Below are 21215 nucleotides of genomic sequence, written 5' to 3'. Positions count from 1 at the left end.
CCCCCGGTGCAAGTTCTGCCACAACGTACCGACGGGCACCGACAGACTTATTTGTTCTTGGCTGCCGCTTTCGCTGCCTTCTTGAATTCGCGTACCTCGAGCAGGGACTTCTCGTCGACGACATCGGCGATGGATCGACGTGCGCCCTCGTCGCCGTACACTCCGGCGGCCTTTCGCCACCCGTCGGGCGTCACGCCCATCTGCTTGCCGAGCAGCGCGAGGAAGATGCGCGCCTTCTGATCGCCGTAGCCGGGAAGTGCTTTGAGGCGCTTCAGAACCTCGGCACCGTCGGGGTCGTCGCGGGTCCAGATTTCCTGCGGCTTGCCGTCGTAGTTCTCGACGAGAAATGCGGCGAGTCCCTGGATGCGCTTGGCCATCGAGCCGGGAAAACGATGCACGGCCGGGGTCTGCGCGCACAATGCGGCGAAGTCGTCCGGATCGGCGTCGGCGACGGTATCGACTTTCAGATCACCGAGGCGGTCGACGAGCTTCTTCGGCCCGGCGAAGGCGGATTCCATCGGCACCTGCTGATCGAGAAGCATGCCGATCAAGAGCGCGAACGGATCCTCGGCGAGCAATGCATCGGCCTCCGGATCGCCGACGAGGTTCAGAGTGCGAGACATGGCCTCGATCCTGCCATGCGTCATCTACAGCGGATGACGATTGCTCCCGCAGGCCGGTTCAGTGGCGCGCGAGGCGGCAGTGACAAGCCCGCGGATTCCCTCGAGAACCCGCCCAATCAAACCGATACAGTTCGCCGTGCAGGCCGGCGGACACGTCAGGAGCTCACGACCGCGCACGGCCGGCGCGTCGCCCGAGAGCAGACAGTCTCACTACGACGACAGTCAGTGCGACCACCGCACAGGTCACGGCTGGATACACGATCATCGTTGTTACCCAGCCAGTGTGCTCGACGATCACGGTGCCGGTATCGGAGTCGCGGCCGACGCATTCTCGACCGAGAGGCCACCACGTCTGCCGGTCCTCGACGGGAAACGGCTCCACCTCGTAATCCGGCGGCCGGTACCCGAAATACTCGGGAAAGGCTTCGCGACAACCTGATTGGTTTGCCCACCGATAGCTGAACGCCCAAATGGTCAGGAAAGCAATGCCGAGGGGAAGCCACACCAGCGCGACGGCGGCCTTGCAGAGACCGTCACGTGAACGAACAGCCGCAGTCGATAGCACCACCACGATCATGAATCCGGCAATGAAGATCACGATTCTCAGTCGACCGAACCGGCTACAGCCAGCGCGATTGCCTGCAGAAGTGTTCGGTCGACACTGGTTGCGCGAGCCGCAATCTGCACATCCACGCGGGTGCCCGACGGTTTGACCAACGTGACGTCATCGATCGGGTCGCCGTCGAGTGTCATTGCACTCACACCTGGGTTGTCGTCGCGGAATTGCGATCCGTCAGGCAATGTCAGCGCACCCCAGGGGTTTTCGGAGGGCTCGTAGTCCGCGTCGATCACTCTGATCGTCAGGGTGCCGTCGCCGACCATCACGGCTCCGCACGCTCCGGCCGATCCCGACGGGGAGGTTCGCATCGAGCCCAGCGGTCTGTCGAGTTCGATTGGAAGCTGGGCCGCTCGCCAGAACTCGTCCAGAGACGCGTTGAGGCGATCGACGGACTGAGACGAGAACTGCCCTGCGCCCTCGGAATTGGTGTCGCATGAAATCGGGAGCGGAGGCATATCGATCGGAACCGGTGTGGACCACAGCAACTCCGGCCGCAGCGCTATCGAGCGCAACTCCTCGATCGACAGTGGCACGGTACCGGTGGTCTCGAAATCGGCGTTCTGGTCCGATGATGACGCTACGACGACGGAACCATCGGGTGCGTACACGCGCGCGAAGTTCGTATGGGAGCGGTCTCCGTCGAATTCGTCCCAGGTGTCCCGCGTGTCGACGACGGTTCCGTCGGAGAGTGTTTCGCGAGCATCGAGCCAGCCGGCTTGGCAGGGCTTGGGACCGTCGTCGACGCGGGTGACGTTGACCGTCAGCGAACCTTCGACTCCGTCGCGTGTGACCTCCGCGTTCGCGGAGGTACCGGGGTCGTATGCCGCGTCCGCGCTGGCTACCGGCTGGAAGACCAGTGGATCACCGCCGGGCCAGAACGACGACCCGGCAACGAGGGAAACCTGTGAGGGGAGGGCGTCGCGCGCTGCGATCGACATTGCGTGCGCCTTCTTCGACGTCAGCCAAGGGTAAGCGGGATTGTCGTAGCTCTCCTGGCCTGATGTGAATACACCGTAGAACTGCTCTTCCTCGGGCGGCTCCACGGATTCGCACCCCGGAATGTCCACAGGGTATTCGACAGGCTCACTGACATATCCTGACTGCCCCATCGGCTGGTGGGTGAGACCTGCGGCAACGACACCGACGGCTACGACCACGCCGACGACGATCGCATCGGTCCACACACCACCACGCCGCAACGACATTCGCACGGGCCGCAGCCTAACGCGCCTCGAAGCGACCGGATCAGGTGATCGACACCAATTGGGTGATGTCGTCGAAGGGCAGCGGCCCATCCACAACGGCTCCGACGACGGCGCTGTTGAGGATGATCGATCCGCCGTGATTGTCGAGGAATGCGGTGTCGGCTGCGTCGCGTCCGGTTGCGATGCGCACCAGGGTCGATCGCGGCGCGAGGCAGGTGGCGTCGACCACTCGCCATTGTCCTTCGACGAAGGCTTCGGCAACTGCGTGGAAGTCCATCGGATCGCAGCCCGGCGCGTACACGGCCACAAGTCGAGCGGGCACGTTCACTGCGCGGAGCAGTGCGACGACGAGGTGGGTGTAGTCGCGGCACACCCCGGCACCGGCGAGGAGGGTGTCGACGGCGCCGTCGATGGGGTCGCTGCTTCCGGGAACGTAGCTCAGCCGGGCTCCCACCCAGGACGACACCTCGGCCAGCAGCTTCTCCGACGGCGGGTACGAGCCGAATTCCGTTGCGGCGAAACCGAAGAACTTGTCTGCCTCGGCGTAGCGGCTCGGCCGCAGATACAGCGACAGGTCGTAATCGGACACCGGTGCCGGGTCGGTGTTGCCGTAGATCGTCGCCGAGTACGACGCTTCGAGCTTGCCGACGTCGGCGTGCAGCTTGTGGATGCGGGTGCCGTGCGCGCCGCTGATTTCCTGCGCTTCGACGGGCTGGCCGTCGAGCGTGAACGAGAGTGCTTCCCACACTTCGGTTCCTGGATGCGGCGCGATCGCGATCTGGAACTCGAGGGTGCTGGCCTCGGTCACATCGACATCGAGGTACGCGGAGACGTCACGTTTCATCGTGCCGATCCTGCCATCTCCGAGCGGTTCTCGCAGACTAAGACTCGTCGGTGGGGCGCGCTCCGGTCACCAGGAAGATGACCCGTTTCGCGACCTCGACGGTGTGGTCGGAATACCGCTCGTAGAAGCGGCCGAGCAACGTGATGTCGACGGCGGCCGGTACACCGTGCGGCCAGTCGGGCGCGGAGGTCAACATGAACAGGCTGCGGTGCAGAGCGTCCATCTCCTCGTCCTGCGTTCGCAGACTCGCGGCGAGTTCGGCGTCCCGCGTCTCGAGCACTCGTTGGGTCGCCTCCGCTTGAGCGATGGCTACCCGACCCATCTCGGTGAACACGCCCTCGACCTCGGGCGGCAGCACATGCGCGGGGTGACGGCGGCGGGCCAGCTCGGCGATGTGCACCGCGAGTCCACCCATGCGCTGGAGGTCGGCCACGATGTTGATCCCGGATACGACACGGCGCAGATCGTGAGCAACCGGCGACTGTCGAGCGAGGAAGGCGAAGGCCTCGTGTTCCCATTCGACGGCGAGAGTGTCGATCTCTTCGCGGTACTCGATCGTCTGCTCGGCGAGCACGATGTCGGCGGTGAGCAGCGCGCGCGTGGCGTCAGCCATCGCTCGTTCCGCGATTCTCGACATTTCGGACAGCTCCGACGCCAACGTGTCGAGCGCCTCCGTGTAACTGTCCCGCATGTTCACTCACCCCAACCGCTCGACAGCCCAACCTCAGGGCATTGCAGGGCAGTACCCTGCTGCGCATCCTTCTACACCCTCACACCGCTGTGGGCTCGTTGGAGAACTCGACGGTGTGACGTCGGTCATGCCTGCTGAACACGAACCGATGGCCGACATGGGAGGGAACGCCGAACGGCCCGCGCTCGGTGAGCGCGGGCCGTTCCATCATCGGTTGCCGATCAGCAATTCGACGGGGCGGGCACTCCGTAGAAGCGATCCTTGATCCAGCTCTGAGCTTCGCCGAGACCGAGGATGTCCGGGATCAGATGCCCGGCACCGGAACCCGGCACGATAGCCGGGACCTGCGCGGAACTGAGCTGCACTGTTGCACCCTTGCCGCACCAGTCGCCGGCCAGTTCGACGGCCTGACCGTGGGGCACGATGTCGTCGGAGGTACCGGACTGGATCAGCACCGGGGCATTCGGCGTACGTTCGCCGATCTTGTTCTTGGCCAGGATTTCCTGCGCGACGGGCAACCTGTCCAGCACGACCGACAGCGGCTCGCCGGTCTTGGTGTACTCGTTGGTGCGGTGCAGCCCGACGTTCAGAATCGTCTCTCCGACACACTGATTCGCGACCAGGTTGAGCATGGCCTTGCCTGCGTCGTTGATGTTCTCGTCGACGATCGGCTGCAGACCGGGGTCGGAATTGAGCAGGCCGTTGAGGGTGTAGCCGATCACGCCGGTGAGGATGGTGCCGTCTACCTGCTCGAGGGTCGCCTTCAGATCCGCGGGCGGTGCTCCTGCGTAGGTGCCGACCAGATCGAGTTCCGGGGCGTATTCGTCGGCGATCTCGGCCGCCGCTGCGGCAGCTCCGCCGCCCTGCGAGTAGCCGTAGGCCGCGACCGGGCCGTCGCCGGAGATCTTGGTGCCCTGCAGCTGCTGAGCTGCGCGGGCCGCGTCGAGCACGGCATGAGCCTCGGACGCGCGGTTCACATAGGTGTGCGCGCCCGGCGTGCCGAGACCCTCGTAATCGGTGATCACGACGCCATAGCCCTGGGAGAGAAGCGAATACGCGGCCAGTACCTCGTACTCGACCATGAATCCGAGCGGCGGGGTGTAGGTGATGACGTTGTTGAGCATCTTGGACGGCGCGCACTGATCGCCCTGCCCCTGCGTTCCCGGTGCCAACACCACGAGCGGGCGCGGCCCCGGACCGGTCCACGGCGCGGCCGGGTCGATGTAGGTACCCGTGACAGCGTTGGCGTCGTCGTTGGAATCGGTGCTGCGGTACATGATTCGGGTTGCCTCACCCGGCAGGGTGCCGCCGATGCCCGGCACCGACAGCGCGAGATGCGAAGGCTCGGAACGAATCACGTCGCCCGCCGCGCCGGCAGGCAGCGGATTCGGCGGAATGTAGAAGTCGGATTCGACGGTCGAACCCGTCGACGGTGCTGCCGACACGGCCGGCGCAGTCACCCCCATGAACACTGCCATCACTGCCACGGCCGAACCGAAGACACGCGTCGAACGCAAATCGAACCCCCAACGTCTGAACACCTGCTGCCAGGTGTGCGCTACCCCGCGTAGCACTTACCGTGACGCACCTTACGTGACGGCGCACACAACGTACAGACCGAAGTTGGACGAATCACCAGTCAGCGGCGGCGACCGTGCATGGCCGCCTTCGCCGTATCCACTTCGTCGTCGGTGAAGGGACGTCCGGGGAGCTCCGATCGGGGTACCGAATCACCGCGCAGGCCGTCGAGCAGCACCGTGAAGTACCGACGCCAGTTCGCGGGATCGACATGACTGGAGAATTCGACGGTCGAGCCGATCATCCCCAGCACCGGATAGAAGTCGGTGACGGCCACATCGGGACGCAGCTGACCGGATTCGAGGGCGCGATCAACGATTTTCGCGAAGAACGGATCGATCCGTCGGCGCATCTCCGCGATGCCGCGGCACCCCTCGTCCGACCCGAGGACCACATCACCGAGGCCGCGGTCGGACGCCATTTCCTCGCATACGTCCGAGAGAAAGCCCACCAACCCACTCCAGGGATCCTCCGCTTCGAGGGCGCGTTCGGCACTGGCGAGCATTCCCTCGAGGCGCTGCTCGAAGACGCCGTCGATGAGCTCTTCCTTGCACGAGAAGCGGCGATAGACGGTGCCGACGCCCACCTTGGCGTGCGCGGCGACGTCGTCGAGCGTGATGTCGATACCGCGGGAAGCGAACAGCTCGCGAGCCGCGTCCACGATGCGGCGTCGGTTGCGTTCGGCATCCGCCCGTAGGGGCTTCGATGCCGCTGTGTCCGCTCTCACACTCATTCGATGTCCGTTTCACCCGATAAGCGGAGGACATTCCTCCACTTAGCTGCTATCTTTGCCCTACAACCGGAGGATACACCTCCGCATAGTCGAACCGAGGACACCATGACCACCCTTTCATCGGAGAACGTGGACGGCTCAACGTCGACCACGACGCCGGCGGACGAGCGTGCGCACCGGAATCGCTGGTTGATTCTCGCCACTCTCGGACTGGCCCAGCTCATGGTCGTGCTCGACGCGACCATCGTGAACATCGCACTCCCCGCCGCCCAGCTCGATCTGGGCTTCGACAACGCCGACCGCTCCTGGGTCGTCACCGCCTACGCACTCGCGTTCGGCAGCCTGTTGCTCCTCGGTGGACGCCTGAGCGACCTCTTCGGTCGACGAAACACCTTCCTCATCGGCCTCGTCGGCTTCGCGCTGATGTCGGCAGTGGGCGGCGCGGCCGTCAACTTCGGCATGCTCGTCGCAGCCCGCGCCGGTCAGGGCGTCTTCGGCGCACTGCTGGCACCCGCGGCTCTGTCACTGCTGGCCACCACCTTCACCGACACCAAAGAACGCGCCAAGGCCTTCGGCATCTTCGGTGCCATCGCCGGCGGCGGCGGTGCACTGGGTCTACTGCTCGGCGGCATGCTCACCGAGTGGGCCAACTGGCGCTGGAGCCTGTACGTCAACCTGATCTTCGCTGCGCTCGCCTTCGTCGGAGCCTTCCTGTTCCTGGCCAAGCACAAGGTCGACGTCCGGCCCAAGCTCGACATCCCCGGAACGATCGCCGTCTCCGCCGCGCTGTTCTCTATCGTCTACGGCTTCGCCCATGCCGAGTCCGACGGCTGGAGCAACCCCGTCACCCTCGGCTTCCTCGCGGCAGGTGTCGTTCTTCTCGCCGTCTTCGTGACCATCCAGAATCGCGTCGAACACCCTCTGCTGCCGCTGCGCATCGTTCTGGACCGCACCCGGGCCGGATCCTTCCTCGCGGTGTTCGTCACCGGCGCAGGCATGTTCGCGGTGTTCCTGTTCTTGACCTACTACCTGCAGAGCACGCTGAAGTACACCCCGATCACCACCGGGTTCGCGTTCATGCCGATGATCGCGTCGCTGATCCTCACCGCGACACTGTCGACGGCACTGATCCTCCCCCGGTTCGGACCACGCATCCTGATGACGACCGGCCTGATCGTCGCGTCGATCGGAATGGGACTGCTCACCCAGATCGATCTGGACAGCAGCTACGTCACGCACATCCTGCCCGGCTTGATCATCATGGGCCTCGGACTCGGTGCCACCATGGCACCGGCCATGCAGGGCGCAATCTCGGGCGTCGCCCCGGACGACTCCGGAGTCGCGTCGGCAACGGTGAACACCATGCAGCAGGTGGGCGGCTCGATCGGCACCGCACTCCTGAGCACCGTGGCAGCCAACGCCGCCACCAGCTACGTCAGCTCCAACATGGCGACGGCAACCGATGCGGCTCTGCTGCAGGCCAACGCCGAAATTGCCAGCTACACGACCACCTTCTGGTGGGCGTCGGGCATCTTCCTACTGGGCGCGGTGCTCTCTGCCACGCTCTTGAAAAAGGGGCCGTTGCCCTCCGCTCCCGAGGGTGCGGTCGTCGTCGGGCACTGAGAGCGGCTTCGCCGCATGTGAGTGGAAACGCGTAGCCTGCTACGAGTTTCCACTCACATGCGTTCAGCCTTCGAGCAGCTTTTCCGTCGCGGCCAGCAGAACGCAGGTCGCGACGCCGTCCATCGACTTCTCCAGCTCACCGAGCGACGGGAAGCTCGGGGCGAGGCGAATGTTCTTGTCTTCCGGATCTTTTCCGTACGGGAAGGCCGAGCCGGCGGCCGTCAGAGCAATTCCGGCGTCCTTGGCCAGCGCGATCGACCGCGCGGCCGTGCCTTCGAGCACGTCGAGACTGATGAAGTAGCCGCCCTTGGGTTCGGTCCACGACGCGATCTTCGACGCACCGAGCCGGTCCTCGAGGATCTGCTGCACCAGCGCGAACTTGGGCTTCAGGATCTCGCGATGCTTGGCCATGTGAGCCCGCACCCCCTCGGCGTCACCGAAGAAACGCAGGTGACGTAGCTGGTTGAGCTTGTCTGGTCCGATGCTCTTCTTGCCGAGGTGCTTCTGATACCACGCGAGGTTCTCCTCGGAACTGCCGAAGAAGCTGACCCCGGCACCGGCGAACGTGACCTTCGAGGTCGACGCGAACACGAACGCACGATTGGGGAAACCTGCCTCCGCCGCCATCCCGATGACGTCATAGGACGGCGCGAACTCCTCGGTCAGCGGATGCACCGCGTAGGCGTTGTCCCAGAACAGACGGAAATCAGGCGCAGCAGCAGGCATGGTGGCCAGCGCGCGAACGACTTCCTCCGAGTAGACGGCTCCGGTGGGGTTGGCGTAGTTCGGCACCACCCACATGCCCTTGATCTGCGGATCCGACGCCACCAGGTTGGCGATCTCGTGCACGTCCGGTCCGTCGGGACCCATCGGCACCGTAATCATCTCGATGCCGAAGCTCTCGGTGATCGCGAAGTGACGGTCGTAGCCGGGGGCCGGGCACAGGAAGCGAACGTTCGGCTCCGCCGACCACGGGCGCGGCGAATCCGACAGCCCGTGCAGCAGAGCCCAGACCACGAGGTCCTGCATGATTTCGAGGCTGGCGTTGTTGCCGGCCACCAGGTTCTTCACCGGGATGCCGAGCAACTCGCCGAAAATGGCACGCAGTTCCGGCAGACCCGCGAGGCCACCGTAGTTGCGGCAATCGGTGCCGTTGCCGTCCTTGTAGTCCGCGCCGGGGAGCGTCAACAGATCGGCAGCGAGATCGAGCTGCTCGGGCGACGGCTTGCCGCGAGTGAGATCCAGCTTCAGATTCTCGGCTTTGAGCTGCGTGTACTTCGCGCTCTGCCGCTCGTGCTCGGACGCGAGCTCCTCATGGTTCATCAGACCCAACTGGGTTTGCGCTGGCATGCGGAGCGGCCTCTCGGTGACTGGGTTCCCCGGACAGTGTCTATGTCACTGAAATAAAGGGGACCCCGCGCACCCGGCAGAGCCCATTGACCCTTGCTGCCTTCCGGCCCTGGGGGAGTTCACAGGATGCGCGCCGCGCGGGATCCGTTAGGAAGTGTAGCCGCCTCCCGTCGGGCAACGCATCACCACCCTTCGCGCCTCCCGATTTGGGAGATGGTGGGGGTAACCGGGTAAGCTCCCCCACGGAGGATTCGCCTAGTGGCCTATGGCGCTCGCCTGGAACGCGGGTTGGGTTAACGCCCTCAGGGGTTCAAATCCCCTATCCTCCGCCAAAGAAGCCCCCGTGACCTGTCACGGGGGCTTCTTGCTGTTCAGGGAGGGGTGCTCCGGCTCGCGCCCACCCGTCTCCCGATCAGCCCACCCGTCTCCGGATCAATGGGCGTTCGAGTCCGTCTGAGTGCAACAAAGCCGCATTCATCCGGTGGGGTGCGGCGACCCGATCCGGATGAATGCGACTTTGTTGCAATCTGAGCGACTGAAACCCACATTGATCCCAAAGTGGGGGCGCAGCAGACGGGCGGCACCGAACCTAACGAGCCGACCAACCACCATCCATGGTGTAGGACGCCCCGGTGACCATGCCTGCGTTCTTGGACGTCAGCCATCCCACCAGTGAGGCGACTTCGTCCGGTTCGACGAGTCTCTTGATGGCGGCTTCGGTCAACAGCACCTTTTCGAGTACTTCGTCCTCGGGGATGCCGTGCGCCTTGGCCTGATCGGCGATCTGTTTTTCCACCAGCGGTGTGCGGACGTATCCGGGGTTGACGCAGTTGCTCGTCACGCCATGCGCGGCACCTTCGAGGGCTGTCACTTTCGACAGTCCTTCGAGTGCGTGTTTGGCGGTGACGTAGGCGACCTTGAATTCCGATGCCCGCAGTCCGTGCACCGACGACAGGTTGATGACCCGGCCGAACCGGCGGGCGTACATCCCAGGCAGCGCCGCACGAATCAGCAGGAACGGCGCCTCCACCATCAGCGTTTGTATGCGACGGAACGCGCCGGGGTCGAAGTCGACGATAGGTGCGACGGTTTGAATACCCGCGTTGTTCACCAGGATGTCGACGTCCAACCGAAGGTCGTCCAGTGCGGCGGTGTCGAGCAGATCGACCGACCACACCTCGCCGTCGAGCTCGGCTGCCAATTCCTTTGCTGCGACGTCGTTCACGTCGGCGATGGTGACGCGGGCACCGCGGCCGGCGAGCTCACGCGCGCACGCGGCCCCGATGCCGGACGCTCCTCCGGTGACGAGGGCGGAGCGTCCGGTCAGGTCGGTCACCGCTTTACACTCGGATCGAGCAGACCGGCCTTCGCCAGCTCGGCTTCGGTGGCCAGGTTCTTGGCGTCGGCGATGTCGATGCTTTCGAGCGCCAATCCCTTTGTCTCCCTGGCTACGACGACGGCAACCACGGTGATCGCGCAGGCCACGGCCAGGTACACCGCGATCGGGACGGACGAGCCGTAGATGTCGAGCAGCTTCACCGCGATGATCGGGGCCAGCGAGCCGGCGACGATCGAGGTGACCTGATAGCCCAGGGACACACCGGAATACCGCATCCGCGTCGGGAACATCTCAGCCATGATGGCGGGCTGCGTGGCGTACATGAAGGCGTGGAACATCAGACCGATGATGATGGCCAGCAGGATCACGACGTTGTGGCCGCTGTTCATCATCGGGAAGGCGAAGAAGCCCCACGTTGCCGCGGTGAGGGCACCGGCGAAGTAGACCGGACGGCGGCCGATGCGGTCGGCGAGCCTGCCCACCAACGGAATTGTGCAGAAGTGGATCGCGTGGGCGATGAGCATCCACCACAGGATCGTGCTGGTGTCGGTGCCGACCTCCACCTTGAGGTACGTGATGGAGAAGGTGACGACGAGGTAGTACATGACGTTCTCACCGAAGCGCAGGCCCATTGCGGTGAATACGCCACGCGGGTAACGCTTCACAACCTCGAAGACGCCGTACGACGCCGCCTTGATGACCTCGGCCTGCTTGTGTGCCTCGATGAAGATCGGGGCGTCGGAGACCTTGGTACGGATGTAGTAGCCGACGAAAACGATGACGGCAGAGAGCCAGAACGCGACGCGCCAGCCCCAGCTGAGGAAGGCTTCGTCGGACAGGGTTGTCGTCAGGACGAGCAGTGCGACGGTGGCAAGGAGGTTACCGGCGGGCACGCCTGCCTGCGGCCAGCTGGCCCAGAATCCGCGGCTCTTGTTCGGACTGTGTTCTGCGACAAGGAGAACCGCGCCACCCCATTCGCCGCCGACGGCGAAGCCCTGAATGAATCGCAGGGTCACCAGCAGTGCCGGGGCCCAGTAGCCGATGGCCTCGAATGTCGGTAGGCAGCCCATGAGGAACGTGGCACCGCCGACGAGGACGAGGCTGAACTGCAGCAGCTTCTTTCGGCCGTATTTGTCGCCGTAGTGCCCGAAGACGATGCCGCCCAGGGGTCGTGCGACGAAGCCGACGGCGTAGGTGACGAAGGCCGCGAGGATGGCGTCGAGCTCGCTGGTTCCGGCGGCGAAGAAGATCTTGCTGAACACCAGTGTGGCGGCGGTTCCGTAGAGAAAGAACTCGTACCATTCGACGATGGTGCCGGCCATCGATGCTCCGACGACCTTCTTCAGGCCGGTGGGGGTGGCATCGGGGTCCGGCTCGGACCTTTCTGCCAGCGGTTGGTCGACGCTCATAGCTTCTCCTGTGTTGCTCGGCACTGCGTGCTCGTGTTTGTGACAGACCACACATGTAGCGGGGTTGGTCTGAGTATTGGTGCAGATCTTTTTCTGCGCAAGAGGCATGGACGCAGGTTCGATCTGCAAAACTGCACACATGACACGCGGTGACGGGAAGGTTCCCAGTGCCGACGACCTGCTGGTGCTGCTCGCCGTCAGTCGAACCGGACGCTACAGCTCCGCTGCCGACGACCTCGGCATCAACCACACGACCATCTCCCGACGCATCGCCGCACTCGAGGACACCCTCGGCGGACGAGTGCTCACCCGTGCCGGCGGAGGTTGGGAACTGACCCAACTGGGGCACGGCGCACTGGCCGCTGCCGAGGCCGTCGAAAACGCGCTGCAGACGCTGGTCTCGAGCGACGCGGGTGCGCTGAAGGGCGTCGTACGCATCTCGGCCACGGACGGTTTCAGTGCGTACATCGCAGCCCCTGCGGCTGCTCGCGTGCAACGCACCCATCCGCTGGTGTCGGTGGAGATCGTCGCGACCACCAGACGTGCGTCGAGGCAACGGTCCGGACTGGACATCGAGATCGTCGTCGGACAACCGCAGGTGCATCGGGCGGAGGCCATCCGGCTCGGCGACTACGTGCTGGGTCTGTACGCGTCGCAGACCTACGTGGACGAGCACGGCACACCGCAGGTGCCGGCCGACCTCGCCGCCCATCCGTTCATCTATTTCATCGACTCGATGCTGCATGTCGACGATCTGGATCTGGCCCCCAACTTCACTCCGACGATGCGCGAATCGGTGACGTCGACCAACGTGTTCGTCCACGTCGAGGCCACACGAGCCTCGGCAGGCATCGGATTGTTGCCGTGTTTCATGGCCGACCGACACCCCGACCTGCAACGAATCCTGCCCGACGCCATCGCCGTAACACTGACGTACTGGCTCGTCACCCGCACCGAAACTCTCAGACGCCCCGAGGTGTCCGCGGTGATCGACGCAATTCGCGCGGTGGTCACCGAACAACGCTCGGCTCTGCTGGGTGAGAAATGAACGCACGGAACCTACGCCCCACAAGGAGAGTCCCCTGATGTCCGATATCGACTTCTATTTCGATCCGGTATGCCCGTTCGCGTGGATGACCAGCAAATGGGTTCGCAAGGTTCAAGCCCAGCGCGATTACACCGTCGACTGGCGGTTCATCTCGCTTCGCCTGCTCAACTCCCACATCGACTACGACGCCCATTTCCCACCCGAGTACGAGGCCGGCCACACCGCAGGTCTGCGACTGTTGCGGGCCGCTGCCTCTGTTCGTCGTGAGCATGGGTCGGACGCTGTCGGGCCGCTGTACGAGGCCCTCGGCACCCATATCTTCGATACCGAGATCGTGCCCGACGACGCTGCGAGCCACGGACATCGCGGCACCGCCGCGTTCCTCGGGCCGATCCTCGAGGAAGTCGGGCTGCCCACCCATCACACTGCAGCACTGGACGATTCGACGATCGACGACGAGATCCGGGCCGAAACCGATCATGCGCTGTTGCTGACCGGTAAGGACGTCGGAACTCCCATCATCGCCTTCGAGCCGCCGGACGGTGTCGCGTTCTTCGGTCCGGTGATCAGCCGGCTTCCCAGTGACCAGGAGGCAGTAGCGCTGTGGGACAACGTGATCGGACTCGCACGATTCCCTGGATTTGCCGAGATGAAGCGCAGCATGCGTGAACTCCCCCAGTTGAAGGCACTCGGGGTGAGAGAGGACGAGGTTGGCGTGCAACAGGATTGGCACGGCGGGAGCCGGCGGCAGAAGAAGTGAATTTCCCTCCGAGCTAGTCGGTCAGTACGTCGTCCATGTTGCCGACGTCCGGAGTCCCGGCGTCGAGGCCGTATCGCAGGTAGACGGTGCCTTTGCTTCCGACGGCTGGTGGCTCGAGCAGCGTCAGGTTGCTGGGCACGGTGCCGTCGGCGAAGACCTTCTTTCCGACTCCGAGAAGGATGGGGTGCACCCATAGATCGAGCCGATCGAAGAGCTTCTCGCGCAACAGGGTCTGCACCAGATCGAGACTTCCTACCACCTTGATGTTGTCGTGTCGATCTCGGATCTCACGCACCGCCCCGGCCAGGTCCGGTCCGAGTTGAGTCGAACCGTCCCACCGCAGATCGGGTGTGCCGCGCGAGGCCACGTACTTCGGGATGGTGTTGAACAACGTTGCGAACGAATCGTGTTGGTGTGGCCAGTACGCGGCGAAGATGTCGTAGGTGCGCCGCCCGAGCAGGAGCGCATCCGTGCCCTCGTAAGCGGCGGCGACCTGCGCCCCCGAAACCTGGTCGAGCAGAGGAGCCTGCCAGCCGCCGAAGGGAAAGTTCTCGGGGTCTTCCTCCGGGCTTCCGGGTGATTGCGCGACGAAGTCGAGGGTGGCGAACAGCTCCAACGTGATGAGGCCCATGATTGCTCCTGGTTCTGTAGGACGAAAGCTTCTTCAGCTCAATACTTTCCGTAGTGTTTCGGCAAATTCGGTCGGCTTTCCCGTCTGACCGAATTCGCCGCCGAGGAAGCCCGAGTGGCCGCCCGGAAAGACGATCGGCTCCGATCCGAGGAGCGCCGCAGTGGAATACGCTGCGCGAGCGGCGATATGACCGTCCCCGGGACCGCCGGATTCCTCGCCGACTCCGATCACAACCGCGGTGGGAGCAGCACGCACCGCATCGACGTCGGGTGCGAAATCGACCCCACCACCGCGCATGTTGGCCATCAGGGCGTCGTCGCGGGTTCCGTCGTCCTCGGCCGAGAGGCCGAACTGCGCCGGGTCCGGTGCCGGGCGATCGAAGAACGTGTTGTCGATGGGGCCTGCGTGCATGAGCAACGCCATGAACTGGGCCATGGCCGGACCGCGGCCGTGAGCGTCGTATGCGGCCACCATGTTTGCGCACACGGTCGCGATGTTCTCGCGGTCCGGCAGGGTGCCTCCGGCGGGTGGTTCGTGGGCCACCAACGTCCGCACATCGGACGGGTATCGGCTGACGAGTACCAGCGCATTGACCGCACCCCCGCTCGAGGCGAACACATCCACAGGCCCATGTCCGACGGCGGTGAGCACTGCGTGCAGGTCGTCGGCATGTTGGCCGAAGGCGACCGCGGCCGTCGTGTCGTCTCGTCGACTGCGTCCCACATTTCTCGGGTCGTACGTGACGACCACTCGGTCGCGGAAGTGCGATGCCAACGTCCCGAACCCGCTCGCATCCATCGGTGAGCCGATGAGTACCAAGGGAGTGACCCCGGGCTCGAGTTCGCCGACCACGTCGTACGTCAGGGTCGCACCGGGAACGGAAACTGTGTGTGTGGTCATGCTGGGGTGGACCTCGGTACGAGCGAAAACTCACCGGTTAGTCGTAGAGAATCGCAGTTCCCGTCTGTCGCAACTTCTCCAAACCTTCACGAAACCGGCTCAGGTATTCGGGCGAATGCCCGACCCACTCGGACGTCTCCTCGACGACACGAACCGGTTCTGCGCTGCGATAGGAGTGCGTCGGATTGCCGGGAAACTTCTTGTCCGTCACGTTCGGATCGTCCTCGACACTGCCGGTCGGCTGCACGATGTAGACCCGAGGACGCCCCTCGCCGACGGCCATCTCGGCCGCGAGCACGGCACCGTCCAGCACCTTGGTCATGTAGATGTAGTTCGAGATGTGCTCGGGACGGTAATTCGAGCGATAGCCGGGAGACAAGTAATCGCCGGCCTTCAGATCGGCCTTCGTGCCATGAAAGTAGGCACCGGACTCGTGCACGCGAAATCGCTCCGGTGTGTCGGCCATGTCTGCCATAGAAATTCCTCCGTGTCGGTAGCCGGAAGAGTGTGCACCGCCGATGGGGTCTTGCCGCAAGCCCCCAACTCAGCGATAAACTGAAGGCAACGGTGGCAGGCACGGCCACATCACGTCGCGCATTCACTCGACACGAGAAAGTCACGCGTAGTTCGTGGTTCGCGACCGAGCAGTTCGCCCAACAGCGGGTCGGTACCGGCGAATCGGCCGTCGTGGGCGGCGAGAAAGAGGCCAAGAGTGAAGCGAGCCATGAACTCGTTCGCACCTGCAGCCACGCGATCGGCGACCCACTGCTCCTCACCCACGATCGATACCTCGATCTTTCGACCCACGACTTTCGACGCGATGGCCGCTACCTCGGTCATTGTCGGGGCATCGCGGGCCGTCAACACCGTGGGGCCCTCGTATGCGCCATCCGACGTGAGTATCGCGGCGGCAGCTTCCGCCGAATCCGCTCTGTCGGTCCACGAAACAGGGCCGTCCACGGGTATGGATGCAACGCCGGTCTCGCGCCAATCGCCCATGACGAAATCGAGGCTGTGTGCGTAGAAGCCGTTGCGTAACGACGTCCACGCCACACCACTGTCGGCCAACATCTGCTCGGTCGCAGCATGATCGCGCGCAGGCTTGAACGGACTGTCGAGCCCCGCGCCCTGGTGACTCGTATAGAGAATACGTCCGGCACCGGCGGCGACCGCCGCGTCGATCGCGTTGCGATGCAACGCTGTCGCGTCGGCCCCGGGATCGCTGGACGAGACGAGCAACACCTGGTCTGCCCCGTCGAACGCCGTCGTCAGCGAGTCCGAATCGTCATAATCGCCTCGACGCACCTGCACGCCACGATCCGCAAAGCGCTGCGCCCGAGCCACATCGCGAACCGCGACGGCGATCTCCGAGGGGTGAACGAGTTCGAGTAGATGGTCGACGGTGGCACCGTTCAACGCCCCGGTAGCTCCGGTGATGACGATCATGACGACCTCCTGTTATCAATGGAATTAGACAAAAGATAACACCGGAAACACAACGATAGCAACAGTGCGTTATCGTCGATACGTGAAGGATTCGTCGACGAGCACCAGAGACAGCACACGTCGACGAATCGTCGATGCCGCAGCTCGGCTTCTGCAGGAAAACGGCCCGGGGGCGGTGACCACTCGCGGCGTCGCCGAGTCGGCCGGGGTTCAGGCACCGGCCATCTACCGATTGTTCGGGGATAAGAATGGTCTGCTCGACGCCGTCGCCGAACATGTCATGGCCACCTATGTGTCCACGAAGTCCGAGATCGCAGACAATGAGCTCGCCGAGAATGGTGACCCCGTGGAGGATCTGAGAACCGGATGGCGCGCACAGATCGAGTTCGGGATCGCCAACCCAACCTTGTTCGCTCTGCTCAGCGACCCTGCTCGAGTGCCCGATTCTCCCGCGGTCCGGGAAGGAGAAGCCGTTCTCGCGGCACGGATTCGCCGGATAGCCCGCACCGGCCGACTTCGGGTCACCGAGCAGCGCGCGGTGGAGCTCATTCATGCCGCGGGTACGGGTGCTGTCCTGACCATCCTCGGCACACAGCACGATCGCCGAGACGTCGGACTCGCCGACGAGCTGTTCGATGCAGTCATGCGCCACGTCGTCGTCGACACACCTCGGTATCCCGAAAGCTCTGCGCACGGTGCAGCGATTGCCTTGCGAGCCTCAATTTCCGACATCGACGTACTGAGCGATTCGGAGCGGCAGTTGTTGGCCGAGTGGCTCGATCGGATATCCGGGTGACGATGCACCCGATGCGCGGACGCTGGTGGTATGGCCGCACTAATTGACTCGATCGCCGTTCGACGAGGCAGACCTCGCGCGACGACGAGCCGTTCGACGCCACCGTTCATGAACTCGGCTCTGCCGAGCCAGAGTTGACAGTCCCGACGCGAATCTGGATATGGCCTCCGCGGACAGCGCGGGCCGAAAGATCCTGCAGCAGAGGCGTCATCGCCGTCCACGGATGCGCCTCGATATCCGCCCCTCCGAGTCGACACGCAAGCTTCGCGAGCGGCGTCCACGCAGTTGCTCGTCCGACGGGCCGCTGCATGTCGACGACGGCCACAACGCCGCCCACCCGCGTAGCCGAGATCATCGACTCGAGGGCCACCTGCCATGGCGTCATCAGGGACAGCGCGTAGGTGCTCAGGGCCGCATCGAACGGGACCTGCTCCCCCAGATCGGCGGACGTCAGGGCGGTGGCGTCGGCGGGGATCAATGTGACATTCATCCACCCTGCGCGGGCAGCTCGAAGTCGGGCCTGTTCGAGCATCTGCGGGCTGGCGTCGATTCCGGTGATCGAGCCGGTCGGGCCGATCATCCGCTGCAACCCGGCGAAGTTCAGCCCCGTCCCGCAGCCGAGGTCCAGAACATGGCTCCCCACAGGCAGATTCATCAGCTCGAACGCCGCGTCCCGTCCGGCTCGGTACACCGGCCATTCGGCGGAGATCACGTCGTACAGGCGCGCCGAGAAGGTGTACTTGGTCGGTCGTCTCATCTCGGGTCTCTCCAAGGCGCGGGCATAGTGGGAGGTATGGGAATTCGTCGTTCGTCTTCGAGTGTGCCCGAGAACCGCGCCGACGTGGTCGTGGTGGGCGGCGGTACCGCCGGCATCGTGGCGGCAAAGACCGCGGCCGGCTTCGGCGTTCGCGTCGTGTTGATCGAACGGGACCGCACCGGCGGCGACTGCCTGTGGACCGGATGCGTGCCGTCGAAGGCCCTGCTCGCGGCGGCCTCGGTGGCAGCTACGGTTCGATCCGCGTCCCGGTTCGGCATCGACACCGAGCCACCGCGCGCGGATTTCGCGCGCGTGATGCAGCACGTGCACGGGTCGATCGCCGAGATCGCGCCGATCGATTCACCGGAGGCACTCACTGCGGCCGGGGTCGACGTCATCAGCGGTGACGCAGTCTTCACCGGTCCGAACACCGTTTCCGTCGGTACGCGGATACTGCATTTCGGTCAGGCGATCGTGACCACCGGCGCGCATCCCACGGTGCCGGCGATCGACGGCATCGAGCAAGTGGACTACCTGACCAGCGACACCCTGTGGGATCTGAAGGACTTGCCGCAGCGACTGCTGATCGTCGGTGCCGGGTCGGTGGGTTGCGAAATGGCGCAGGCATTTTCGCGCCTCGGTTCGGACGTGACCCTCGTCGGACGGTCAGCGACGATCCTTCCCCGCGAGCACCCTGAGGCCTCGTCGATACTGACGAAGGCCCTGACCGACGAGGGCGTGCGCGTCCTGACCTCCACCGCCGTCGTGCGCATCGAGAACGGCTCGGCCGTGACCGACGCAGGTGTCGAGATCCAATTCGATCGAGTACTGATCGCCACCGGACGGACTCCGCGGACCGCGTCACTCGGGTTGGATTTGGCCGGTGTGGAATTGGACGACAACGGATTCGTACGGGTCGACGAGCATCTACGAACCACCAATCCCCGCATCTGGGCGGCCGGAGATCTCACCGGCCATCCGCAGTTCACGCACACTGCCGGCGTGCACGGCAGTCTGGCTGCGAGCAATGCTGTTCTGGGACTGCGGCGCAGGGTAAGTACGACGGGAACTCCGCGGGTGACGTTCACCGATCCCGAGATCGCATCGGCCGGAATCGATGTGCGGACTGCAAGGGAGCGTGGTTTGCGGCTGCAGACGCTCGAGCACCACCACGTCGATCGCGCCGTGACCGAGAGTGCAACGAACGGATCGACGACGCTCGTGCTCGACACCAAGCGACGTATCGTCGGAGCCTGCGTGGTGGGTCCGCGAGCGGGCGAGACGATCGGGGAGCTGATCATCGCCATCGAGCAGGGTTTGCGTACTCGCGACCTCGCCGGGACCACGCATCCGTATCCGACGTACAACGACGGGCCGTGGAATGCGGCGATCGCAGACGTGAAGGCGCAGTTGGGTTCTCCGGTGATTTCCCGAGCAACGGCCGCACTGGCGAAGGTCCGGGGCAGGTGGATCAGGAGAGGGCGCGATACCCGGCGATGATCCGCTGGGTGGAGCTCACCGCGACCACCGCCGCCCACACCACCGCAATCTGCCACGAGATGCCAGGTAGCAGTAGCCAGAGACTGTGCACCGCAATTGTTTCGGCACCCTCGGCCAGGCCCCCGAGGAACGACAGCGAGCGGCCGTCGTCGATGGTGCGACCGGTGCGCTCGGCAATGGAGGAGAACGCAAGAAACGCGGTCCCGTTGATGTAGTACGCCAACAGCACCAGCAGGAACGGCCACCACGGGGCGTCGTATCCGGCCGAGGCACCCACCGCGACGCCCACCACCGTGGTGCCGTACACCACGAAATCGGCGGTGATGTCGAAGAATCCGCCGGCACCTCCCGTATTGGAACGCCTACGCGCCAGAGGCCCGTCCAGACCGTCGGCGATGCGGGAGACGATCCACAACGCCAACGCGAGCAGCCAGAACTGCAGGCCGGCGGCCAGTGCACTACCGAGGCCCAGAACGAGTCCGGCAGCGGTGATCCGGTCGGGTGTGATCGCGGGGCGATCGAGTGCGCGGGCACAGCGATCGAGTGGGCCCTCGAGGTGTCGGCGCAGGAAGCTGTCGATCATTCGGCAGCTCCGGTGAGTCCCAGACGCCGCGCCAACAGCGCCGAGCCGGCCGCGATCGCCAGGACCGCGAGCAATGCGATGGCGAACGGCCATGAGAGCGGCGAGGTCCCGTAGGCACCGAGCGCGGTGTACGCGACGGTCGCGGGCACGATGCCGATCATGGTGCCCACCACGTAGTCACGTTGCCCCACGGCACTCACTCCGGCCGCGTAGTTGACCAACGAGAACGGCAGCGGCACCAGTCGCACGAGCAGTACCGACAGCAACCCGCGTCGTCCGAGCATGGCGTCGAGCCGACGGAGCCTGTCCCATTCGGTGCGGGCCACCTGTCCACGGCCGAGCGCCCGGGCCCCCCAGTACCCGAGATATGCCCCCATCGTGGCGGCGAACACCACGACGGTTGCGCCCACCGCCAATCCGAACAGCAGTCCCGACGCGATAGTCAACGTGCTGGCGGGGAACGGGGTGGCCGACAGGACGGCATAGAGCACGACGAACAACGCGATGCCCCACGGCCCGGCCGACGCCACTCGGTCCCGGATGAACGACGGATCGGGTAGGTCGACGGTGCCGAGCACGATCACCACAGCGACGACGACCACGGCAGCCGCGAGCAATTTCAGGGTGGTGCCGCGGCGACTACGCGTCGGGCGGTCCTGCGTCACGGTGGTGCCTCTCGTCCGGCGGTCAGGATCCATTGTGCACACGACCGGTGTGCCCGCGTGTTCAGCGGTTGTCCCATACGACCGATTACGGTGGTGAGGGCAGCGTCGACGACGG

At 64.7% G+C, this 21215-nt stretch carries 22 protein-coding genes, 1 tRNA gene and 1 other RNA gene; 6 read left to right on the top strand and 18 right to left on the bottom strand.

The window, feature by feature from the left end:
* Positions 1 to 47: 47 nt before the first annotated feature.
* The 7 genes from CH262_RS04695 to CH262_RS04665 all read right to left on the bottom strand — a co-directional run bounded on the left by CH262_RS04695 (position 48) and on the right by CH262_RS04665 (position 6293).
* The gene (locus CH262_RS04695) at positions 48 to 623 is read right to left on the bottom strand and encodes an HhH-GPD-type base excision DNA repair protein (RefSeq protein WP_094717092.1); all 576 of its coding nucleotides are present in this window, start codon (positions 621 to 623) and stop codon (positions 48 to 50) included.
* Between the two features lie 163 nt (positions 624 to 786).
* Complete coding sequence (locus CH262_RS04690) at positions 787 to 1221, bottom strand: hypothetical protein (RefSeq protein ID WP_027494556.1); 435 nt, start codon at positions 1219 to 1221, stop codon at positions 787 to 789.
* A gap of 5 nt (positions 1222 to 1226) precedes the next feature.
* Entirely contained in the window at positions 1227 to 2453 is a 1227-nt protein-coding gene (locus tag CH262_RS04685; protein WP_143547064.1) for a hypothetical protein, read from the bottom strand.
* 34 nt (positions 2454 to 2487) lie between these two features.
* A complete protein-coding gene (locus CH262_RS04680) occupies positions 2488 to 3291 on the bottom strand; it encodes a transglutaminase-like domain-containing protein (RefSeq protein ID WP_045841454.1) in 804 nt (267 codons plus the stop codon).
* Between the two features lie 37 nt (positions 3292 to 3328).
* Positions 3329 to 3982, bottom strand: coding sequence for a phosphate signaling complex protein PhoU (phoU, locus tag CH262_RS04675; RefSeq protein ID WP_027494559.1), 654 nt, complete (start codon positions 3980 to 3982; stop codon positions 3329 to 3331).
* A 221-nt stretch (positions 3983 to 4203) separates the two neighbouring features.
* Complete coding sequence (locus CH262_RS04670; RefSeq protein ID WP_256988733.1) at positions 4204 to 5460, bottom strand: lipase family protein; 1257 nt, start codon at positions 5458 to 5460, stop codon at positions 4204 to 4206.
* Positions 5461 to 5621: 161 nt separating this feature from the next.
* Complete coding sequence (locus tag CH262_RS04665; RefSeq protein ID WP_032369276.1) at positions 5622 to 6293, bottom strand: TetR/AcrR family transcriptional regulator; 672 nt, start codon at positions 6291 to 6293, stop codon at positions 5622 to 5624.
* 105 nt (positions 6294 to 6398) lie between these two features.
* On the opposite strand from CH262_RS04665, the gene CH262_RS04660 reads away from it, so the two are divergent.
* Positions 6399 to 7916: an MFS transporter gene (locus CH262_RS04660; RefSeq protein WP_094717086.1), complete on the top strand. Its 1518-nt coding sequence runs from the start codon at positions 6399 to 6401 to the stop codon at positions 7914 to 7916.
* Positions 7917 to 7979: 63 nt separating this feature from the next.
* On the opposite strand, the gene CH262_RS04655 is transcribed toward CH262_RS04660, so the two are convergent.
* Both CH262_RS04655 and ffs read right to left on the bottom strand, forming a co-directional pair.
* Positions 7980 to 9266, bottom strand: coding sequence for an aminotransferase class I/II-fold pyridoxal phosphate-dependent enzyme (locus tag CH262_RS04655; RefSeq protein ID WP_094717085.1), 1287 nt, complete (start codon positions 9264 to 9266; stop codon positions 7980 to 7982).
* 54 nt (positions 9267 to 9320) lie between these two features.
* Positions 9321 to 9415, bottom strand: an RNA gene (gene ffs, locus CH262_RS04650) — signal recognition particle sRNA small type.
* Positions 9416 to 9510: 95 nt separating this feature from the next.
* On the opposite strand from ffs, the gene CH262_RS04645 reads away from it, so the two are divergent.
* A tRNA-Ser gene (locus tag CH262_RS04645) sits at positions 9511 to 9598 on the top strand.
* 257 nt (positions 9599 to 9855) lie between these two features.
* Here the strand turns inward: CH262_RS04645 and CH262_RS04640 are convergent.
* Entirely contained in the window at positions 9856 to 10602 is a 747-nt protein-coding gene (locus CH262_RS04640) for a 3-hydroxybutyrate dehydrogenase (RefSeq protein ID WP_094717082.1), read from the bottom strand.
* A complete protein-coding gene (locus tag CH262_RS04635) occupies positions 10599 to 12014 on the bottom strand; it encodes an MFS transporter (protein WP_032385966.1) in 1416 nt (471 codons plus the stop codon). Before CH262_RS04635 ends, CH262_RS04640 begins: the two co-directional genes overlap by 4 nt.
* A gap of 139 nt (positions 12015 to 12153) precedes the next feature.
* Here CH262_RS04635 and CH262_RS04630 point away from each other — a divergent pair, with 139 nt between their 5' ends.
* The gene (locus tag CH262_RS04630; RefSeq protein WP_094644222.1) at positions 12154 to 13062 is read left to right on the top strand and encodes a LysR family transcriptional regulator; all 909 of its coding nucleotides are present in this window, start codon (positions 12154 to 12156) and stop codon (positions 13060 to 13062) included.
* A 37-nt stretch (positions 13063 to 13099) separates the two neighbouring features.
* Positions 13100 to 13822, top strand: a complete 723-nt coding sequence (locus CH262_RS04625; RefSeq protein ID WP_094717080.1) for a mycothiol-dependent nitroreductase Rv2466c family protein — start codon at positions 13100 to 13102, stop codon at positions 13820 to 13822.
* 13 nt (positions 13823 to 13835) lie between these two features.
* On the opposite strand, the gene CH262_RS04620 is transcribed toward CH262_RS04625, so the two are convergent.
* From CH262_RS04620 to CH262_RS04605, 4 genes are all read right to left on the bottom strand, one after another.
* Positions 13836 to 14453, bottom strand: a complete 618-nt coding sequence (locus CH262_RS04620) for a dihydrofolate reductase family protein (protein ID WP_094717078.1) — start codon at positions 14451 to 14453, stop codon at positions 13836 to 13838.
* A gap of 33 nt (positions 14454 to 14486) precedes the next feature.
* Positions 14487 to 15353, bottom strand: a complete 867-nt coding sequence (locus CH262_RS04615) for an alpha/beta fold hydrolase (protein ID WP_094717076.1) — start codon at positions 15351 to 15353, stop codon at positions 14487 to 14489.
* A 37-nt stretch (positions 15354 to 15390) separates the two neighbouring features.
* Positions 15391 to 15819, bottom strand: coding sequence for an NAD(+)--rifampin ADP-ribosyltransferase (gene arr / locus CH262_RS04610; RefSeq protein WP_094717361.1), 429 nt, complete (start codon positions 15817 to 15819; stop codon positions 15391 to 15393).
* A 119-nt stretch (positions 15820 to 15938) separates the two neighbouring features.
* Complete coding sequence (locus CH262_RS04605) at positions 15939 to 16799, bottom strand: NmrA family NAD(P)-binding protein (RefSeq protein WP_094717074.1); 861 nt, start codon at positions 16797 to 16799, stop codon at positions 15939 to 15941.
* An 82-nt stretch (positions 16800 to 16881) separates the two neighbouring features.
* Here CH262_RS04605 and CH262_RS04600 point away from each other — a divergent pair, with 82 nt between their 5' ends.
* Complete coding sequence (locus tag CH262_RS04600; RefSeq protein ID WP_218829292.1) at positions 16882 to 17595, top strand: TetR/AcrR family transcriptional regulator; 714 nt, start codon at positions 16882 to 16884, stop codon at positions 17593 to 17595.
* Between the two features lie 106 nt (positions 17596 to 17701).
* Here the strand turns inward: CH262_RS04600 and CH262_RS04595 are convergent, their stop codons facing one another.
* The gene (locus CH262_RS04595) at positions 17702 to 18352 is read right to left on the bottom strand and encodes a class I SAM-dependent methyltransferase (protein WP_094717070.1); all 651 of its coding nucleotides are present in this window, start codon (positions 18350 to 18352) and stop codon (positions 17702 to 17704) included.
* Between the two features lie 36 nt (positions 18353 to 18388).
* Here CH262_RS04595 and CH262_RS04590 point away from each other — a divergent pair, with 36 nt between their 5' ends.
* A complete protein-coding gene (locus tag CH262_RS04590; RefSeq protein ID WP_094717067.1) occupies positions 18389 to 19852 on the top strand; it encodes a dihydrolipoyl dehydrogenase family protein in 1464 nt (487 codons plus the stop codon).
* Here CH262_RS04590 and CH262_RS04585 read toward each other — a convergent pair.
* Together CH262_RS04585 and CH262_RS04580 are read right to left on the bottom strand one after the other, a co-directional pair.
* Positions 19824 to 20435 (bottom strand): CDP-alcohol phosphatidyltransferase family protein, encoded by a 612-nt coding sequence (locus CH262_RS04585; RefSeq protein ID WP_094717065.1) that lies wholly within the window; start codon positions 20433 to 20435, stop codon positions 19824 to 19826. The genes CH262_RS04590 and CH262_RS04585 overlap by 29 nt on opposite strands.
* Entirely contained in the window at positions 20432 to 21100 is a 669-nt protein-coding gene (locus tag CH262_RS04580; protein ID WP_256988713.1) for a TVP38/TMEM64 family protein, read from the bottom strand. The genes CH262_RS04585 and CH262_RS04580 overlap by 4 nt, the downstream gene beginning before the upstream one ends.
* Positions 21101 to 21215: the final 115 nt, after the last annotated feature.

It is taken from the genome of Rhodococcus sp. 05-2255-1e (genome assembly GCF_002259025.1).
GTDB classification, from domain to species: domain Bacteria; phylum Actinomycetota; class Actinomycetes; order Mycobacteriales; family Mycobacteriaceae; genus Rhodococcoides; species Rhodococcoides fascians.
This window is presented reverse-complemented; position numbering and strand designations above follow the sequence as displayed.

Coding starts and splice junctions, on each gene's coding strand:
- CH262_RS04630 (WP_094644222.1), top strand. CDS start 12,154: ATGACACGCGGTGACGGGAAGGTTCCCAGTGCCGACGACCTGCTGGTG.
- CH262_RS04605 (WP_094717074.1), bottom strand. CDS start 16,799: ATGATCGTCATCACCGGAGCTACCGGGGCGTTGAACGGTGCCACCGTC.
- CH262_RS04670 (WP_256988733.1), bottom strand. CDS start 5,460: ATGGCAGTGTTCATGGGGGTGACTGCGCCGGCCGTGTCGGCAGCACCG.
- CH262_RS04585 (WP_094717065.1), bottom strand. CDS start 20,435: ATGATCGACAGCTTCCTGCGCCGACACCTCGAGGGCCCACTCGATCGC.
- CH262_RS04625 (WP_094717080.1), top strand. CDS start 13,100: ATGTCCGATATCGACTTCTATTTCGATCCGGTATGCCCGTTCGCGTGG.
- CH262_RS04695 (WP_094717092.1), bottom strand. CDS start 623: ATGTCTCGCACTCTGAACCTCGTCGGCGATCCGGAGGCCGATGCATTG.
- CH262_RS04680 (WP_045841454.1), bottom strand. CDS start 3,291: ATGAAACGTGACGTCTCCGCGTACCTCGATGTCGATGTGACCGAGGCC.
- CH262_RS04615 (WP_094717076.1), bottom strand. CDS start 15,353: ATGACCACACACACAGTTTCCGTTCCCGGTGCGACCCTGACGTACGAC.
- CH262_RS04595 (WP_094717070.1), bottom strand. CDS start 18,352: ATGAGACGACCGACCAAGTACACCTTCTCGGCGCGCCTGTACGACGTG.
- CH262_RS04590 (WP_094717067.1), top strand. CDS start 18,389: ATGGGAATTCGTCGTTCGTCTTCGAGTGTGCCCGAGAACCGCGCCGAC.
- CH262_RS04655 (WP_094717085.1), bottom strand. CDS start 9,266: ATGCCAGCGCAAACCCAGTTGGGTCTGATGAACCATGAGGAGCTCGCG.
- CH262_RS04620 (WP_094717078.1), bottom strand. CDS start 14,453: ATGGGCCTCATCACGTTGGAGCTGTTCGCCACCCTCGACTTCGTCGCG.
- CH262_RS04660 (WP_094717086.1), top strand. CDS start 6,399: ATGACCACCCTTTCATCGGAGAACGTGGACGGCTCAACGTCGACCACG.
- CH262_RS04635 (WP_032385966.1), bottom strand. CDS start 12,014: ATGAGCGTCGACCAACCGCTGGCAGAAAGGTCCGAGCCGGACCCCGAT.
- arr (WP_094717361.1), bottom strand. CDS start 15,819: ATGGCCGACACACCGGAGCGATTTCGCGTGCACGAGTCCGGTGCCTAC.
- phoU (WP_027494559.1), bottom strand. CDS start 3,982: ATGCGGGACAGTTACACGGAGGCGCTCGACACGTTGGCGTCGGAGCTG.
- CH262_RS04665 (WP_032369276.1), bottom strand. CDS start 6,293: ATGAGTGTGAGAGCGGACACAGCGGCATCGAAGCCCCTACGGGCGGAT.